Here is a 16,915-nt window from a genome sequence, read left to right on the forward strand (position 1 = left end):
GTTGGGGGCCAATCACACCAGCGCCAGCATTAAAAACTGAGACTATAGTTCATAACCTGAGTTTTACATTCAGTCGGTCGCTGACGGAATATCTCTTACTTCGCTCCAAAAACAGCGATAATGCTCCGGGTTCAGCCCTAGTTTACTGAGATAATCAATGGTTTTTAGCTGAACTTCAGCTGCCGTATAGTCTTTAGAGGATTGAATATCTTCAGGGACAGGCTGCAAAGGAATTTTATCTTTCCTGCACTGATGAATGTATTGAAACCAGGTTTGTAAGAATTGGTTAATCAACTCAATTTCCTGTACTGATTTCGGGCAACGGAAAAAACGAAATTCCAGCGTAGATAACTTGTTGACTCCGCTTGCTCCGGTAATATGCAACAAAGACATAGCCATAAACTTTCCCATTATATCGCCACCAATGAAACCAATTCCCTTCTGTATAGTCGTCATATGAACAACTTGGCTATAAAAATGCGCAAATTCTTCAAGTCTTTCTTTGTTTTCCGAATCAGTGCTCACTTTATGGCTTGGCCTTTCAGTATAATTTTCTTCTATTTTTTTATTATATCGGTCAATGATTCTATTTAACCGCTTTACGGCAAAAGGTTTTGTGTCTGGATTATAATCAGCAAATGTTTTATACCATCTGGCCTCATCGTCCTGCAGGATACGATCATTATTTCCAAACGCTCTCAGCAAAAAAGGATTTCGTTGGATCTCAGACTCCATCGCCAGAAGCACGCTGGTATCACCCTGAGTGGCACTCATAGCATCAACGTGTTTATGTCCGGAGCTATAATCAATCAATCCTTCCTTGCGCATTGAGTCAGTAGCTTCAATGACCTTCTGAAATGATAGTTTTGCGCGTTGATCATCTGTATGATAAGGCGTGCAGTTTATTTCAAACCAATCCTCTGAGTCATAAAAAGAGACTACGGTAAAGCTATTATCAAAGCCAAAGTGTGGGCCACGTTTGTCATTGGAAGCTTGTAAAACCATCCCTTTTTCTTTGAGTAGAAATGAAAAACCATTACAAAGCCGACCCCGCGTACGAGAAAATTTATTTTTTACATCATATTCAAGTTCTTCACCAAATTTAAGGTTTGGTCTGTTTACCGGTTCCACTTCATTGTCAGTTTGAGAACAGCCTTCAAACATGGCATTAACAATACCATCACAGCGCCCTGAAAAAATAACATCCATAACACTTCGATTAAAATACTCTCTCACATCACTTTCGCTAAGCCGCAGACCAATGGTTAACATATTGCCGGTTTTACACGGTACACAAGCACTATCAATCAATTCCCGTCTGTATTTTGCGGCACAATTAAACACCAAAACTAACTCGGAAAAAAAGCCTCTTCCTGCAAGAAGGGTTTGAAAAAATGGATATATCTCTTTCAGCAATTTCTTGTAAGTAATCTCATAAATATGAAAATCATATGTAACCTTAATCTTTGGGGTAACATCATCCGGTACGTTCTCTTTTTTGTTAAGATAATCGACCAGCATGTCACCCAGACTATAACGTAACCTGGGCTTATTAAATTTCGATGCCTCTGCTGCCTGTTCGGTAAAAATAACATCCAAGTAAGACTCTATCTCTTTAATCCGCTCCTGGCTCGTAGTTTTACCCGCCACATATTTATCGGGACTGTTTTCAACGGTAAAACACCGATCATGGACCAAACCTTCCTGGCATAAAATAAAGTCGATAAAAATTCCTGTTATTTCTTCTCTTTGATCATCTTCATGATATTCCATTGCGATTTCGTCGTATCGCAGCCTATGTAAAAGGTTTTCAATGGTATTTCGAAAACGCTCAGCCACTTCCACTGCGGTAAACGTCTCGCTCACTCTGCTTCTTGCTTCATCCGGGACTTCAAAAGCATCAGTAGTAACCCAATGGGAAACTTTCCTCTCGGGAATAGTCTGACTAGCCTTTCGATGACTACTATCTGGCAGAATACAAGCAAGCCCTCGTATCCGCTTTGTCAATGCAGAGAATTTATCTTGAACCCATCGTTTTTTTGAAAAGCTCTTGACTTCTCTCTGCTCTGAATCAAAACTCTCATCAACATTTTCTTTAGCAAGACTGCTTTCGTAAAGTACGTGAGTATTTGTTCTGGTAGTGTTTATATTCATAGGTCACTCCATTGACCGTATTTAATTTTCTCAGCTACATATGTTTTGGACTATTAATTTCCAAAAAAATTCCACAACCATGCCAGTAATGACAGATTTCGTGCTTGATAACGGTCTACGGGGATTAACAGCCAAACCTGAATACACTCCAGAATTTGACCGTTGAGAGAGGATCATACTCCTGAAAAAAGACTGGCAGAACACAAGAATCAAGCCAGTCATTTACTGTTCAGGTTGTGCCATTTGCGGCCTGGGCTTCAGGTAAAACAGGGTATAGCGAATAACAACATAAGCCACAATGGCAGTAGCCACCCAGAGTTCCATGAGCCCCAGCTGAAAAAAGAGATCAGCAAAGACACCATTTACCCTGCCTTCCAGCTTAAGCAGCGCTGTGGCACCAATCACCATTGGGAAGGTGAAGGCTGCATAGCCCGGTGAAAATGGCAATCTCAGCAGCTTGATAAAAGCCATATACACCATTGCCGTCATAAAAATAGCCAGTGGCGTCAGAATACTGATCATAATCAGGCTGGGGTTATCAGTGATGGTCAGGTATCCCGCCAGAGACAGACTGGCAGGTGCCCCCATAATGGCAAAAGTAGGCAGCGCCGCATCAGGAATAGCGTTCTTGAAGATCAGGCGATAGAACATGATGGGCAGCTTTACGAAATAGCAGAACATTCCAAAGATAAACAGCAGCCTGACCAGCGACTCAAAACCCATACCCGTACTGGTGACCGCAGCCACTATGATACCAACGGGTGGTACAAACCAACTGGGCACCATATGCTCAATATCAAAGTCCCGAATCCTGTGAGTCACAAAACCTGCCAGTAATATCAGATGTGTCAGCACGGCTGCCACCCAAAGCAAGCGTGCCGCAAATTCGGAAACGGGCATGAGTGCAGAGGCGATCACCATAGTCGCCATGGCGCAGGTTGGCATAACACTGCTGATGACGGGATGTGAAAGATCTTCACGAATCAAATGCGGGTGCAAAATAAACTTCAGCATCACCTTGAAGACCAGAATAGCGGCGATAACCGCAGCGGTCAGCTTCAGCCCCTGGGACTGGTCGGGCATGACCAGAGACCAGGCAGCACCAAGGCTGGCAATGCCTAGAGCCAAGCCTCCAAGAGGAGTGGGTACACGGCTTAGTCTTGTTACCAGACCAGCCGTGCGGCCTGGATTTGCAGTCTTATTCATCTTGCTTATTACCGAGAGTGTCTGTCATCGCACATGGCTGTTTGAGCAGCTTTTAAAAGGCATGTGAATAAAATAACCTGTTTGGTGAATAAGAAAATTCAAACTTTTAAATAATTAAGATCAGTAAGTCTTATACTTAAGAAGGCCATATACTTCCGATAAAAACAGCCTGCGCCAGAAAAATGATTAGGTTAAAGTGCAGAAGATCATGTTTCCCTCTTCGCAGTGCAAGCAGATACAAAAACTCTTTGAAATCAGATTGAGCGGCATTTCATTGCACTTTTCATAGTAGAATGCACGACTCAATTTTCAAACCCAGACTCCCTGATATGTCGCCAGATAGCAATAATGAAGCCTTCAGCCTGCAAATACTCCAATGGTTTGATGGTCATGGCCGCAAGAACCTGCCATGGCAGAAAAACATCAACCCCTACCGGGTCTGGATCAGCGAAGTCATGCTGCAACAAACCCAGGTCGCTACCGTTATTCCGTACTTTGAAAACTTTATGGCGCGATTTCCCAAGGTTGCAGACCTGGCTTCAGCGGAGATCGATGATGTACTCCATTTGTGGAGTGGGCTGGGGTATTACAGCAGAGCCAGAAACCTGCATAAGGCGGCCAAAATGGTCATGGACACTTTTGCCGGTGAGTTTCCACGTTCTGTTGCTGAATTAACTCAGTTACCAGGGATTGGTTTATCCACTGCCGGAGCGATAGCATCTATCAGTATGGGTATTCGTGCTCCGATTTTGGACGGCAATGTCAAAAGGGTTCTGGCCCGTTATCAGGCCATTCCTGGCTGGTCCGGACAGTCCGCTGTCGCAAAACAACTCTGGAGTATTGCTGAAGAGTATACTCCACATCATCGCAATGCTGATTACACTCAGGCGATGATGGATCTGGGCGCTATGATTTGTACCCGAACCAAACCTTCCTGTCTGATTTGCCCGTTAGAGCAAAATTGTCTGGCCCATAAAGCCGGGGAAGAAACCCGCTACCCAGAGCCCAAACCTAAAAAAGACAAGCCGGAACGATCGGTAAGAATGTTAATGGTAATTAACGAGTTTGGAGAGGTTCTGTTGGAAAAAAGACCTCCTACGGGTATTTGGGGAGGACTTTGGGGGTTTCCGGAAATCCAGATCGAGGAGGTGCTGTCTGAAGCTGCTCAAAACATGACCGGATTGAGTCTGCAAGATTTTGAAGAGTGGCCGTCATTTCGACACACATTCAGCCATTATCACCTGGATATCACCCCCATCAAATCTTTTACTGCCAAAGCCTCTGCAGTAGCGGATGGCGATCGATGGCACTGGTTTCAACCTGATCATCCGTCCGAGCTGGGGCTGGCAGCTCCGGTCAGCAAACTGTTAAGTAAAATCATGAGGAGCCTGTAGGAGGCTGAAATTACCGGGTTAGAGTTGAAAAAAATTTCGAGTTAAACTACGCAACCCCAATGAAACAATGCCAAGTCCAACATGATCCGTAGATTTAAAGAATACGTCACAGGGTGTTTATCTGTCTCCCTTTTGATCATCAACACCCTTTTTCTCAGCCTGCCGCTGCTCTGTTTTTCTCTCTTAAAACTCGTCGTCCCTCTAAAAAGCTTTCGTCGCCTTATGGGACGCATAGCCCACTCTGTGGCGGAGCTGTGGATCAGCATCAACTCTCTCTGGATCAGAGCGCTATCAGGAACCCGTCTGAATATCAGCGGCCTGAAAGATCTGAACCCCAATGGCTATTATCTGGTCACTGCCAACCATCAAAGCTGGGCTGATATTTTGCTGATGCAACATCTGCTCAACAGAAAAATCCCCTTGATGAAGTTTTTTCTCAAACAGGAGCTGATCTTCGTTCCGGTCATAGGTCTCTGTTGGTGGGCTCTCGACTTCCCGTTTATGAAGCGTTACAGCAAAGCCTATCTTGAAAAGCACCCGGAAAAGCGTGGTAAAGATCTGGAAAATACCCTTAAAGCCTGCGAAAAATTCAAAACCATGCCGGTATCCATCGTCAATTACCTTGAAGGCACCCGTTTTAGCGAAGCAAAGCACCAAAAGCAGTCATCACCTTTCAAACATTTACTGAACCCCCGTGCTGGCGGTATCAGCTACGTGATCGGAGCACTGGGTGAGCAGGTGAGAACCCTTTTGAATATCACCATTGTTTATCATCAAAAAGACCAGCTGGGCTTCTGGGACTTCCTGTGTGGTCGAATTAAAAGCGTCAGTATCCATTTTGAACAACAAACGATCCCGGAATCATTCATAGGTCGAAGCTACCAGCAGGATGCTGAATTTCGAAATGACTTTCAGGCATGGGTCAATCATCTCTGGGTAGAAAAAGATCAGCTCATGCTGGAAATGAGTCACCGTCAGGAAGGTGTTGTTAAATGACAATCGTTGAAGCTGGTAAAAAAAGCTAAAACATAGTCGTATAATACAGCCTTCATCCTGACTCCGAGGCCAAAAAATTCTTTTTGGCCTAGAGTTTACGCTTGCTTTCAATATGTGACGAAAGCAACTTTCCAAGTCTATTTTCCAGAACGTATGAATTTATGTAAGCAACAGTTTCTGACTCATCCTCTGATTCAGAATCATCCTTTGTCAAAAGTGACTGATATACAGTTCTCAATAACGAAACCATTTGCACTCTTATTTTTGAATCACACTCGTTATATTGGATTTCAGTAAATAAACTACAGTAGCCATCTATAAAATTAGTAACGAACTCTGGAAAAGCACTTATCCAATCAGATAAATCAGGGTCATCAAGTAATAACACCGCCCCCGGTAAAACTTGAAGTATCACTGTGTTAATATCAATAACTATCTGCTGTGGTGATTTTACTGATTTGTATAAACCATCTGTATCTACAAAGAGCACAGAATTATCAGATTTGACGATTATATTTGAGCTATGCAAATCTCCATGCACTAAGCGCGATTTCAATAAAATAAAATTGTTTTCACCATATTTATTGATTATCCCTGAGCTATGCAAAGTACCGAGAGTCATTCCAATTTTTCTATACAATATATTTAATTTTTTTCGATCTAAACCATTTGAATACATTTTTTCTTTTATTGTACTTAGTGTTTTTCCTTCTACATAAGGAAAGACAGAGTAATAAAAGGGTTCTGAATCACTTGAAAGGGAAACTTCTCTCACTGGTTTTACTAACATTGAGCAAAATTCAGATATGCAGTTTGTAGATAAGTAGTCATTGATAAGTGTATTTTCTTGATAATTGCTATTTCGTGACTCTTTTATAAAAAATCTATCCGACGGGCATATTAAAGAATAGAAAGCGTCTTTAGTGACAGAGCCTTTTTCAAAATTAAGGTTTTTCAACTCACAAGCTTCATAATTCTCAATACCGAGAGAATTTGAAATATCAAATACGCAGTCCTGAATACTTCTGGAGTTACAGGATACCCTTTCATATGCCTTAGCAATTGAAGACAATGGCATAAGCTCGACCAACAAGCAGATCATTAAAATATTTATTGTGGTTTTCATGTTAATACAAAAAATTTGATTAATAATGTTTAGACTGCTTTTTTTGAAGAAAGTTCAAACTTTATGTTCCGACCGCCATCTAACAAATGCTTCCTGCTCTTTCTGGTGTCTCGTCTCTTGAGCCGACGTTTTTTATATAAGCATTTCTGAACAGCTCTCCCCTACAGGACGATTTCCTAGTAAAATACTAAGGTATTATTTGAACGTAGCAATGCCGTCGAAGGGAGTGGTGGCATTTCCGTCCTCTGATGTATGGAAAATCCTGAATGAGAACAAGCCTGGATCAGCTCAACTTTAACAACCGCTTTGGCCAGCTGCCTGACGTGTTCTACACCCGTCTTCAGGCCACGCCTCTGGATAATCCAAAGCTGGTAGCCGTCAGTCAGCCAGCCGCTGATCTGTTAGATCTTGAGCTGAGTGACACCTGCAAAGAACAGTTGGCCCAGGTGGCTGGAGGCTTAAAAACTCTGGAAGGTTCCGATCCTCTGGCAATGATCTACTCCGGACATCAGTTTGGCAGCTACAATCCACAGCTGGGTGACGGACGAGGCTTGCTTCTTGGAGAAGTGACCAACAACCTGGGTGAAAGCTGGGATCTCCATTTGAAAGGGGCAGGTATGACGCCTTATTCCCGATTTGGAGATGGTCGGGCCGTTCTACGTTCCTGCATTCGAGAATACCTGGCCTCTGAGGCTCTGTTTCACCTGGGCATCCCGACCACCCGCGCCCTTTGTGTGGTGACCAGCGACACTCCGGTTTACCGTGAAACTGAGGAACGCGGATCTACCCTGCTGCGAATGGCAAAAACTCATATCCGTTTCGGTCACTTTGAGTATTTCTACTACAGCAAACAATACGATGCCCTTGAAACTCTGGCCGAATTTACCATTGAGAACTACTTTCCCGAGTGTTCCGATAAAAACGACAAATACAGTTTATTTTTCAAAACGGTGGTAGACAAAACCATTGAAATGATTGCCCTTTGGCAGGCTAACGGTTTTGCGCATGGGGTGATGAACACCGACAACATGAGTATCCTCGGCGAAACTTTTGATTACGGACCTTTCGGCTTTCAGGATGATTTCAACTGGCACTTCATCTGTAACCACTCTGATCACTCCGGTCGCTACGCCTTCAGCCAGCAACCTGATATCGGTTACTGGAACTGTGGCCGACTGGCACAGGCCCTGGTGCCTCTGCTCGACGATGTATCCGCTCTGCAAAAAATACTGGACACCTATCCTGCACTATACTCAGCCAGATATCTGTCATTGATGAGTGAAAAGCTGGGACTCCTGGAAGAAGACCCCAAAGACTCAGATCTGATCAAGGATCTTCTGCAGTTGCTCCATGAACAACATGTGGACTACACCCTGTTTTTCCGAACCTTGTCTGATTACCATGTGGGTCAGGGAGTATCCGCATTCGTTGCTTTATGCAGCGAATCTGAGCCGCTCGGACAATGGCTGCAACGCTATGATGAAAGAGTTTCTCAAAACTCCGAGCCAGAGCAGCTACGCCACCAACGTATGAAGCAAATTAACCCCAAATACATTCTGCGAAACTATCTCGCCCAGGCTGCTATCGAGAAGGCAGAACAAGGGGATTATGTCGAGATTGAACAACTGATGACAGTGTTGCAGTCCCCCTATGATGAGCACCCTGATCTGGAACATTATGCTCAAAAGCCCCCTGAGTGGGGTAAAAAGCTGGAAGTCAGCTGCTCGTCCTGACGGATAGTTTGCTATACCATTCCAACCTGTTACTGATTAAGAAAATGAGGATACCCATGGCCCGTACCGTACATTGTGTAAAACTCAAAAAAGAAGCCGAAGGTCTTGCTGTACCACCTCTGCCCGGACCCAAAGGCCAGTGGGTTTATGAGAACGTTTCCCAGACAGCCTGGAGCGAATGGCAAGCCCACCAGACTCGCCTGATTAACGAGAAACACCTCAACTTGCTGGACCCTGAAACCCGCAAATACCTGACCGAACAGATGGATAAGTTTTTCGCCGGTGAAGATTATGATACCGCCGATGGTTTTGTGCCTGAGCAGAAGTAAACTGATTAGGAGCCTCTACCATGAACATCAAAGACATTTCCATCTCTAACAACAAAAAGAAGCAGATCCTCTCTGCTATCAGCGACCACTCCGTCCTCTTTCAGGAAGAAAATGGCGACATTGTTGTAGATACCCGGGCCTATCAGACTTACAAGGAAGAAAAAGGGCAGGCACCGATTGAAGAAATAGCGGAACTGGACTCTCTGGAAGAATTGGCAGACTATGTCGTTTTTCAATGACAAAGCAAGCTCTGTCTGCTGCGTTACATCTCTAATCTATTGATCCAACCCAATTTTTTTGTTCAAAAGACCGAAAATCGTTGTAGCCGACTTGACTCAGAGGGGTGAAATCCGTTTAATACGCCTCGCACATGATTGCATGAAACGCCTGGGTAGCTCAGTTGGTAGAGCAGCGGATTGAAAATCCGCGTGTCGGTGGTTCGATTCCGCCCCTAGGCACCATTGATCTTCACGATGGTGCTATTAAGTCGAAAAGCAGTCTGGCCTGGGTAGCTCAGTTGGTAGAGCAGCGGATTGAAAATCCGCGTGTCGGTGGTTCGATTCCGCCCCTAGGCACCATATATCAAAGGGTTACGAGAAATTGTAACCCTTTTTTTGTGCGCCGAAAAAATTTACAGATTAATAGTGTACCTCTGAAGCGCTACTCAGACCGCCCTGGCACACCAGATGACCTTGCCCACAACTGGATTCTCTTCCACCTTTTTCAGATCCATATTCCAACGGGGATATTCAGGGTTATCACTGGTTATTTTCAGTTCATGCTGCACCTGTTTTACCCGCTTGGCCATCAAACCATCTTCGGTTTGAATAAGGTAAACAGCTTCACTATGGACTGATCTCCGGGACAGATCCACCAACACCTGATCTCCGTCCTGAAAGGTGGGCAGCATACTGTCACCGCTGATGGTGACAAATGCCAGACTTTCACCGGAAACGCCCAATTGTCGGCTCAGAAAGGTTTTATTGAAAGCAAAATAATCGCTGACTTCTTCACCCTGAACAGCTGAACCCATTCCTGCACTGGCCTCTACATCAAACATAGGAGCGAAGACAATTTCTTTACTTTCTTTAGTATCAGATATTTGTCCACTGTCGTTTTGATTGCCAGTCAGCAACCAGTTCAGGTCGACCCGAAACTCATCATAGAGACTTTCCATATAGGCCATGGAAGGGCGGCTTGTACCCCGACAGATTTTATAGATGTGAGAGGCGGATTTGCCTGTCATTTCGGCAAACTGCTTTTTGTTTCCCTTTGCCAGACGATCAACTATCAACTGGAATCGACGCGCGAAAGCGTTTGCCATACTCTGTTTTGTCCTGAAATAAGAATGAAAGAGCAATTATACAACAGCAGATCTGATTAAACGTACACAGTTGACATCCTCCCCGCCCTGAAGAGTGTGTCGCAAAAGGGTATGGTCAGCAGGATATATCAAGATCGTCGTTCCCGCGTAGGCGGGAACCCACCACGAACAGTGGATCTCCGCCTTCGCGGAGATGACGGTTTGAAGCTTGAAGCGTTTTAATTGACCTTTTGCGACACCCTCAATCGGGCGGGGATATAAGACGGGAACGCAGAGCGTTGCGGTTGAGTATTTGTACGTAGTTGGTTATATTTTCCATCGGTCTGTCTCTATGCAGAGACTCACGGTGACGAAAACCAAGCACTGTTAACAAAAAATCAAGGCAGAGACAACTGCCCAACCGCCCTTGAAGAACCAGACGAGCCCATACCTGAGTGACCCGTTAAGGCTGCGACAAATCAAACAAAAGACCAATAAATAACCGAGGGGCACCCGGTTACTGCTGATGGAGGCTTCTGTGTAAGTCCAGTCGCTATAGGCTGGCTGTAGCCCGTGAAGTCAGAAGCCTCGCCTGACAAGGCGGGGAGTGTCACCAAAGGACCGATATAATCAGCCAATGACTTTCCAGCTACGCCCTTATCAACAAGACGCTGTTTCCAGAGTGATACAGCACTTTCGCAACAGTGACGACCCTGCCCTTGTGGTACTGCCCACAGGTGCTGGCAAGAGCCTGGTCATCAGTGAGCTGGGACGCATTGCCCGTGGCCGGGTCCTGGTTCTGGCTCATGTCAAAGAGCTGGTTGAACAGAATCATGTCAAATACGAAAGCTATGAGCTGAAAGCTTCCATATTCAGTGCCGGGCTGGGCAAGAAAGAGGCTACTGAGCAGGTTGTATTTGGCAGTGTTCAGTCTGTCGTTAAAAACCTGGATCAGTTTAATGACGAGGACTTCACGTTGCTGGTCATAGATGAGTGTCATCGGGTTTCTCTGGAGAAAACCTCCAGTTATCACAAGATTATTGAGTACCTTCAAAAGCTCAATCCAAAGCTGAAAATACTGGGATTAACGGCAACGCCCTACCGGCTTGGCATGGGTTGGATTTATCAGCATTACCTGCCCGGAAACCAAAAAGGCACCCTGCGAACGGCAGAAAAGCGATTTTTCAAAAGCTGCATTTATGAACTTCCGTTGTCGTACATGATCAAAAACAACTATCTGACACCGGCAACCTTGATTGATGCTCCTGTTGTTTTTTACGACTTCAGTCTTTTATCAAGGGACCGTTTTGGTCGCTACAGCGAAGCTGATCTGAACACGCTGCTCAAGGGCGAAGGGCGGGCGACACAACAGATCATCAATCAGGTTCTGAAAGCGTCGGAAAACAGAAAAGGTATCATGATCTTCGCTTCTACCGTGGACCATGCCCGGGAAATAATGGGCTATCTGCCAGAATCTGAATCCGCTTTGATCATTGGTGACACGGCTACTCAGGAACGCGATAACCTGATTCAGGCTTTCAAGGCTCAGAAGATCAAATATCTGGTCAACGTCTCGGTCTTAACCACCGGCTTCGACGCCCCCCATGTTGATCTGATCGCTATTCTTCGCCCCACCGAATCTGTCAGCCTTTATCAACAGATTGTGGGCCGTGGGCTTCGTCTGGCAGGAGGCAAGAAAGATTGTCTGGTTATAGATTTTGCCGGCAATCGCTATGATCTGTTTAGCCCTGAAATAGGTAGTCCAAAGCCAGACTCCCAATCCGTTGCGGTGACAGTTCCCTGCCCTGCCTGTGGCCATGAGAACAGCTTCTGGGGCATTGTCGATGATGACGGTGATCTGATCGAGCACTATGGTCGCCGTTGCCAGGGCGTTGAAACGTTTGAAGGTCAAATCGTTCGATGCGACTTCCGCTATCGTTTCAAGGAGTGTCAAGAATGCGGTGCAGAAAACGACATTGCCGCGAGAAAATGTCATCAATGCAGAAAAACACTGGTTGATCCGGATCAAAAACTGCGAGATGCCCTTAACCTGAAAGACTGTATGGTGCTTCGTTGCTCCGGTATGACGATGGAATCTGACTCCGGAGGAAATCACCCCAGAATCAAAATCACCTACTACGATGAAGACGGAGCTGAAGTCAGCGAGTATTTCCGTCTGGACACCGCTGCCCAACAAGGTGCTTTTTATCATCACTTTGGCAAACATGCCCTGATTAATCGTGCTGAGCCCTTCAGGGCAAAGTCAGTCGACTCCGTTATCAGTCAACAAAAGAAATTTCGCAAACCAGACTTCGTGATTGCCAGAAAAGAGAAACACTACTGGTCGGTCGTTGATAAGCTCTTTGATTATGAGGGTCATTACCGAAAGGCTTATGAGGCTGAATAACTCCTCCTCATACTCTAGACCTATTATGAAGGTGCCTGAAGCAAGACATTTATGACAGCAATAATCAGACTAAACCTCTCTTTCGACAGATTCTCTTATGTCATATTGAGAGAGTTCATGTCTGATGCGCGTGTTTAATTCATCGCGATTAAGCCAAATAAGTTCTTCGATGTGTTGGATATTCCTGCTTTTGAAATCCATAGATAAGAGTAAGATGAATCGTCTCTTGGCTAACAATGAGTCACAGTTCAGGATCTGCCTGCGAAATTCTTCGGATGCAATCATTTTTTTTCTCAGAGGATCTCCCAGATTATAAAACAAGCCCTTTGCTAATTTATTAAAGAAAATAATCAGCAGGTTTTCGACTGTTCCATCGGGTTTACCGGGATCCAGATCCGGACGGTCAAGTAGTGTAAGTGCTAAATGAGGGTTATTTAACAATATGGCCTGACCGATAAGGCTAACAGGGATCTTTCTTTCACCCGTTTTTTTATAAAATGAAAACTCAGGAGGAAATTTAATATGAAAGGAAGATTTAAAAGGCCCTGAGTACTCAAATCCTATTTTTGTATTTACCCGGGTTCTGGGATCGCTGGCCAGTAATTCACTGATTACGCCTCTGTTTTTGGCTCCTACCTGGCTGTTTACTAATTCCGTTGGTGTCATGTACATACTTCCAGTAAAATCTTGAATACAATTGACGCTATTAACGTTGGTATCATTGTTTTCCAGTAACACCTTCATTATTTTTGATGTGAAATCAGCAGGCGAATAACTAGAGTGCCTGCCACTGCGAACAAATAGTCGGGGGAGGTTACCTTCTCCTTTTTCATAGCTTTCACTCGCCAATACTGTATCCGGTAATGCTCCATAGTTAATTAACAATTGGAGTGCTTCCGTTTTACCATGAACTGCCGCCTGAATGGCCGGATTTCGATTTTTTTGCTTCAAGCAAAGTTGTAAAGAGGTCGGGTGCCTGTCAATGATATAGCTGATCAGCTTAGTATCGTTGTGTTTGGCTGCTTTCATTAATGCTGAATCTGGTCCTCTTAATTTCAGATGCAATTTGTTAACTTTATGCTGAGCCCAGGAACAGGTCCGTGTCTCACTGTTCTGTTGTCCTTGAGCTGAATTGCTTCTACCAAGCAGGCTGTGATTCTCAAGAATATTGCTATTGGGTGCTCCTCCAGTGGCTATCATCTGTCTTCTCCATTTTTTAATTTCATATAACCCTTGGATTATTATTTTTTTATAAAGTTCAACGGTATCCTTACTTTTCTTGGTGAACTACTCGCCCCTAAAGGAGCGAGCTTCCAATACTAGGCACCTACCAGAGTAAATGCCGTTCCTTTCTTTTTTGACACTTCTCTGCCACTTGCAGGAGAGGGCTTACACTCTCTTGACTTAAGATTGGCTCCACACCCATTGAGAGAGTTCATGTCTGATGCGCGCGTTTAATTCATTGCAATTAAGCTGACCAAGTTTATTGATTTCATCGATTTCGTCGATTTCGTCGATTTCGTCGATATTCCTGCTTTTGAAATCCCTAGATAAGAGTAAGATGAATCGAATTTTGGATATCGATGAGTCACTGTCCAGGATCTGCCTGCGAACTTCTTCGGATGCAAGCATTTTTTCTCTCAGAGGAGCTCCTAAATTATAAAACAAGCCCTCTGCTGATTTATAAAAGAAAATAGCCAGCAGGTTTTCGACTGTTCCTTCGGGTTTACCGGGATCCAGATCCGGGCGGTCAAGTAGTGTAAGTGCTAAATGAGGGTTATTTAACAATATGGCCTGACCGATAAGGCTAACATGGATCTTTCCTTCACGCGTTTTATAAAAATAACATTCACGAGGAAATTCAATATGAAAGGAAGATTTAAATAGTCCGTTATAGAAAAACTCTATTTCTGAATTTACCTGGGTTCTAGGATCGCTGGCAAGTAATGCACTGATTTCACCTCTGTTTTTGGATCCTACCTGACTATTTACTAATTCCGTTGGTCTCATGGACATTTGATTATATAAATCACCAACAAGATTGATGCTGTTAACATTGGTTTGATTGTTTTCCAGTAACACCCTCATTGTTTTTGATGTGAAATCAGCAGGAGAATAACTAGAGTGCCTGCCACTGTATGAAAATAGTAGGGGGAGTCTACCTTCCCCATTTTCATAATTCTTACTCGCCAATACTGTATCCGGTGATACTCCATAGTTAATTAACAATTGGAGTGCTTCCGTATTACCATGGACTGCCGCCTGAATGGCCGGATTTCGATTTTTTTGCTTCAAACAAAGTCGCAAAGAACTCGGGTGCCTGTCAATGATATAGCTGATCAGCTTAGTATCGTTGTGTTTGGCTGCTTTCATTAATGCTGAATCTGGTCCTCTTAATTTCAGATGCAATTTGTTAACTTTATGCTGAGCCCAGGAACAGGTCCGTGTCTCACTGTTCTGTTGTCCTTGAGCTGAATTGCTTCTACCAAGCAGGCTGTGATTCTCAAGAATATGGCTATTGGGTGCTCCTCCAGTGGCTATCATCTCTCTTCTCCTTTTTTAATTTCATATTCCTTAGATTATTATTTTTTTATAAAGTTCAACCGCCTTTCACCACCCCTATCAGGAATACATGGACTCGTAAAAAATGCCCAAAATTTGAATGATCGTCCACTGCCTTTCCTTCAAGCCAATCACATGTTCCTCCTGATTATTGACCGTTAATACACTAAGCCCCTGGAAACAGAAAAATACCCATCTTGCTGTTGGGTTCTGGCAGGGCTTTTTTTTCTGGTCTGGAAATACACGACTTTGCTTTTTCAGTTCCTGCCTGATTCTGTGCTGGATAGCAGCATAGACCATCAGGCACAGAGTCATCACCATTAACAGGGCTTCAATACGTTCCGCTTTCTTCAAATAGAGCGAAGAGACCAGAAAGTCCGGGCTCTTCAGGAACCGAAAGCCGCCTTCAACTTTTTGTTGCGACTTATAGATAGACAACAGCTCAGAGGCATTCAAACTATTTTTATCCAGCTCATTGGTGCTTAGGATAAAACAACCCAGTGAGGCCTCTGCATGCTCCCTCTTCTCGCAGGAAACAAAGCATTCAGCCTGCACAAAGTACTCGAAGTGATCAGGCTTGCTATCCGGCGATGGTCTTCCTTTGCCCGAATAGCAGGGTTTACAGATAACCTCAGGCTCTGTTTCGCTTTGGCAAAGTTTCGATTGTTTCTGCCACAAGGCAAAAGCCTTCAATGCATCGTCCCGGCACAAAAAGGCCTTTTTGCTCAGCTTCTCCAGATCACGGGCCTCTTTCAATGACTGTTTTTGCATCTTTCGGGTCAGTGTTTTCCGTTCACTAAGCCCGCGCTTTTTGTTGAGAAACAGGAACCATCGTTGTTGAACCCCTCCGTAGCAGGAAGGCACTTCAGCTGAGTAATAATCTTCATAGCCTTCAACAGGCTCCAGCGACATGGTTGGCGCTTTGCAGACCAGCTCCTTTGCCTCCTTGATGTTCAGGGGTACCCGGGAGATAAACAGCTGCTTTTGCTCATCAAGCGACTGAAGGGTTTCTGCAACATACATGGCAGCATCAGCAACCAGATAGCGGCTATTCAAAGCAGCCTTAAAACATGACAGATGATTTTTGATAATTTCCTGAAAACAGGTTTTGTCGTTTACATTACCGCTGGCAGGGGCCATAAACACAGGGATGCCCGCCTGGTTTTCAGTCATTAACTGTAAGACTACCTGGTTCAGGTCAGGCCGGTGGTCACGGCTGTAACCTTGGCAGATATGAATACAGTTCAAGTCGTCTGGATTGTCATGACTGTTATAGACTCCATCCACATGAAAGCTGGTGCCATCCAGATTTAATGCCTTGCAAGGAAGTTTCAGATGATTGACGACCTTGACGGCCAGATTGAGATACAAGTCGCTAACACCAGCGTCGTACAAACTGTCGAGAGCCCGACCAAGTACCTTATCGTTCAAGTGTTCAGCCTGTATACCTTCCCCGATAAGGCGGTCAATCAGCTTATCCTCAAAAAACTCAGGGAGCATGTATAGAGTTTGCCCCGTAAAGCCCAAGCCATTGATGATCATTGCAACTACAGCTTGTCCAATAGTGACATTACGAACATCGGAGTCATTTGTGATACGGGCATCAATGTATTCGGCTATCTTTAACTCCCGACACATAGCGGCAACCAAGCCAAGGTGGTTGAGGTTCTTAGACTGGTATTGAGCTTGAGGCATGTTGGTGCAC

General features: G+C 44.5%; 13 protein-coding genes and 2 tRNA genes. 8 read left to right on the plus strand and 7 right to left on the minus strand.

All coding sequences use genetic code 11. From position 1 onward, the window contains the following. Window positions 1-69 precede the first annotated feature (69 nt). Both ACO6V5_RS18940 and ACO6V5_RS18945 read right to left on the minus strand, forming a co-directional pair. Window positions 70-2,154 (minus strand): hypothetical protein, encoded by a 2,085-nt coding sequence (locus tag ACO6V5_RS18940; protein ID WP_422412669.1) that lies wholly within the window; start codon window positions 2,152-2,154, stop codon window positions 70-72. Between the two features lie 222 nt (window positions 2,155-2,376). Next, window positions 2,377-3,360 carry a TDT family transporter gene (locus ACO6V5_RS18945; protein WP_422136226.1) on the minus strand — a complete coding sequence of 328 codons (984 nt, stop codon included), beginning with the start codon at window positions 3,358-3,360 and terminating at the stop codon, window positions 2,377-2,379. A gap of 293 nt (window positions 3,361-3,653) precedes the next feature. Between ACO6V5_RS18945 and mutY the strand changes: the two genes are divergently transcribed. Both mutY and ACO6V5_RS18955 read left to right on the plus strand, forming a co-directional pair. Beyond that, window positions 3,654-4,754, plus strand: coding sequence for an A/G-specific adenine glycosylase (mutY, locus tag ACO6V5_RS18950; protein ID WP_422412667.1), 1,101 nt, complete (start codon window positions 3,654-3,656; stop codon window positions 4,752-4,754). Window positions 4,755-4,835: 81 nt separating this feature from the next. After that, window positions 4,836-5,750 carry an acyltransferase gene (locus tag ACO6V5_RS18955; RefSeq protein WP_422139473.1) on the plus strand — a complete coding sequence of 305 codons (915 nt, stop codon included), beginning with the start codon at window positions 4,836-4,838 and terminating at the stop codon, window positions 5,748-5,750. Between the two features lie 88 nt (window positions 5,751-5,838). On the opposite strand, the gene ACO6V5_RS18960 is transcribed toward ACO6V5_RS18955, so the two are convergent. Continuing rightward, window positions 5,839-6,876, minus strand: a complete 1,038-nt coding sequence (locus ACO6V5_RS18960; RefSeq protein WP_422412665.1) for a hypothetical protein — start codon at window positions 6,874-6,876, stop codon at window positions 5,839-5,841. Window positions 6,877-7,142: 266 nt separating this feature from the next. Here ACO6V5_RS18960 and ACO6V5_RS18965 point away from each other — a divergent pair, with 266 nt between their 5' ends. The 5 genes from ACO6V5_RS18965 (at window position 7,143) to ACO6V5_RS18985 (ending at window position 9,516) form a co-directional block, all read left to right on the plus strand. Beyond that, window positions 7,143-8,609, plus strand: a complete 1,467-nt coding sequence (locus tag ACO6V5_RS18965; RefSeq protein WP_422412663.1) for a protein adenylyltransferase SelO — start codon at window positions 7,143-7,145, stop codon at window positions 8,607-8,609. A 56-nt stretch (window positions 8,610-8,665) separates the two neighbouring features. After that, a complete protein-coding gene (locus tag ACO6V5_RS18970) occupies window positions 8,666-8,938 on the plus strand; it encodes an oxidative damage protection protein (RefSeq protein WP_422136221.1) in 273 nt (90 codons plus the stop codon). A 20-nt stretch (window positions 8,939-8,958) separates the two neighbouring features. Next, window positions 8,959-9,177: a hypothetical protein gene (locus ACO6V5_RS18975; RefSeq protein WP_422136220.1), complete on the plus strand. Its 219-nt coding sequence runs from the start codon at window positions 8,959-8,961 to the stop codon at window positions 9,175-9,177. Window positions 9,178-9,323: 146 nt separating this feature from the next. Next, a tRNA-Phe gene (locus ACO6V5_RS18980) sits at window positions 9,324-9,399 on the plus strand. A 41-nt stretch (window positions 9,400-9,440) separates the two neighbouring features. Next, window positions 9,441-9,516: transfer RNA gene (locus ACO6V5_RS18985), tRNA-Phe, on the plus strand. Between the two features lie 86 nt (window positions 9,517-9,602). Here the strand turns inward: ACO6V5_RS18985 and ACO6V5_RS18990 are convergent. Then, window positions 9,603-10,262 carry an XRE family transcriptional regulator gene (locus tag ACO6V5_RS18990; RefSeq protein WP_422412660.1) on the minus strand — a complete coding sequence of 220 codons (660 nt, stop codon included), beginning with the start codon at window positions 10,260-10,262 and terminating at the stop codon, window positions 9,603-9,605. Window positions 10,263-10,878: 616 nt separating this feature from the next. On the opposite strand from ACO6V5_RS18990, the gene ACO6V5_RS18995 reads away from it, so the two are divergent. Next, window positions 10,879-12,648 carry a DEAD/DEAH box helicase gene (locus ACO6V5_RS18995; RefSeq protein WP_422140061.1) on the plus strand — a complete coding sequence of 590 codons (1,770 nt, stop codon included), beginning with the start codon at window positions 10,879-10,881 and terminating at the stop codon, window positions 12,646-12,648. Window positions 12,649-12,717: 69 nt separating this feature from the next. Here the strand turns inward: ACO6V5_RS18995 and ACO6V5_RS19000 are convergent, their stop codons facing one another. The 3 genes from ACO6V5_RS19000 to ACO6V5_RS19010 all read right to left on the minus strand — a co-directional run bounded on the left by ACO6V5_RS19000 (window position 12,718) and on the right by ACO6V5_RS19010 (window position 16,905). Beyond that, the gene (locus tag ACO6V5_RS19000) at window positions 12,718-13,848 is read right to left on the minus strand and encodes a hypothetical protein (RefSeq protein ID WP_422136217.1); all 1,131 of its coding nucleotides are present in this window, start codon (window positions 13,846-13,848) and stop codon (window positions 12,718-12,720) included. Between the two features lie 204 nt (window positions 13,849-14,052). Then, window positions 14,053-15,192: an ankyrin repeat domain-containing protein gene (locus ACO6V5_RS19005; protein WP_422411990.1), complete on the minus strand. Its 1,140-nt coding sequence runs from the start codon at window positions 15,190-15,192 to the stop codon at window positions 14,053-14,055. Between the two features lie 78 nt (window positions 15,193-15,270). Beyond that, complete coding sequence (locus tag ACO6V5_RS19010) at window positions 15,271-16,905, minus strand: IS1634 family transposase (RefSeq protein ID WP_422492140.1); 1,635 nt, start codon at window positions 16,903-16,905, stop codon at window positions 15,271-15,273. Window positions 16,906-16,915: the final 10 nt, after the last annotated feature.

The organism is Endozoicomonas sp. ALD068 (assembly GCF_049310145.1).
Lineage (GTDB): Bacteria > Pseudomonadota > Gammaproteobacteria > Pseudomonadales > Endozoicomonadaceae > Endozoicomonas_A.

Excerpts from the sequence above, each read along its gene's own strand:
- ACO6V5_RS18945 (WP_422136226.1), bottom strand. The coding sequence starts at position 3,360 with ATGAATAAGACTGCAAATCCAGGCCGCACGGCTGGTCTGGTAACAAGA.
- ACO6V5_RS18990 (WP_422412660.1), bottom strand. The coding sequence starts at position 10,262 with ATGGCAAACGCTTTCGCGCGTCGATTCCAGTTGATAGTTGATCGTCTG.
- mutY (WP_422412667.1), top strand. The coding sequence starts at position 3,654 with ATGCACGACTCAATTTTCAAACCCAGACTCCCTGATATGTCGCCAGAT.
- ACO6V5_RS18965 (WP_422412663.1), top strand. The coding sequence starts at position 7,143 with ATGAGAACAAGCCTGGATCAGCTCAACTTTAACAACCGCTTTGGCCAG.
- ACO6V5_RS18955 (WP_422139473.1), top strand. The coding sequence starts at position 4,836 with ATGATCCGTAGATTTAAAGAATACGTCACAGGGTGTTTATCTGTCTCC.
- ACO6V5_RS18960 (WP_422412665.1), bottom strand. The coding sequence starts at position 6,876 with ATGAAAACCACAATAAATATTTTAATGATCTGCTTGTTGGTCGAGCTT.
- ACO6V5_RS18995 (WP_422140061.1), top strand. The coding sequence starts at position 10,879 with ATGACTTTCCAGCTACGCCCTTATCAACAAGACGCTGTTTCCAGAGTG.
- ACO6V5_RS19005 (WP_422411990.1), bottom strand. The coding sequence starts at position 15,192 with ATGATAGCCACTGGAGGAGCACCCAATAGCCATATTCTTGAGAATCAC.
- ACO6V5_RS18975 (WP_422136220.1), top strand. The coding sequence starts at position 8,959 with ATGAACATCAAAGACATTTCCATCTCTAACAACAAAAAGAAGCAGATC.
- ACO6V5_RS19000 (WP_422136217.1), bottom strand. The coding sequence starts at position 13,848 with ATGATAGCCACTGGAGGAGCACCCAATAGCAATATTCTTGAGAATCAC.
- ACO6V5_RS18940 (WP_422412669.1), bottom strand. The coding sequence starts at position 2,154 with ATGAATATAAACACTACCAGAACAAATACTCACGTACTTTACGAAAGC.
- ACO6V5_RS19010 (WP_422492140.1), bottom strand. The coding sequence starts at position 16,905 with ATGCCTCAAGCTCAATACCAGTCTAAGAACCTCAACCACCTTGGCTTG.
- ACO6V5_RS18970 (WP_422136221.1), top strand. The coding sequence starts at position 8,666 with ATGGCCCGTACCGTACATTGTGTAAAACTCAAAAAAGAAGCCGAAGGT.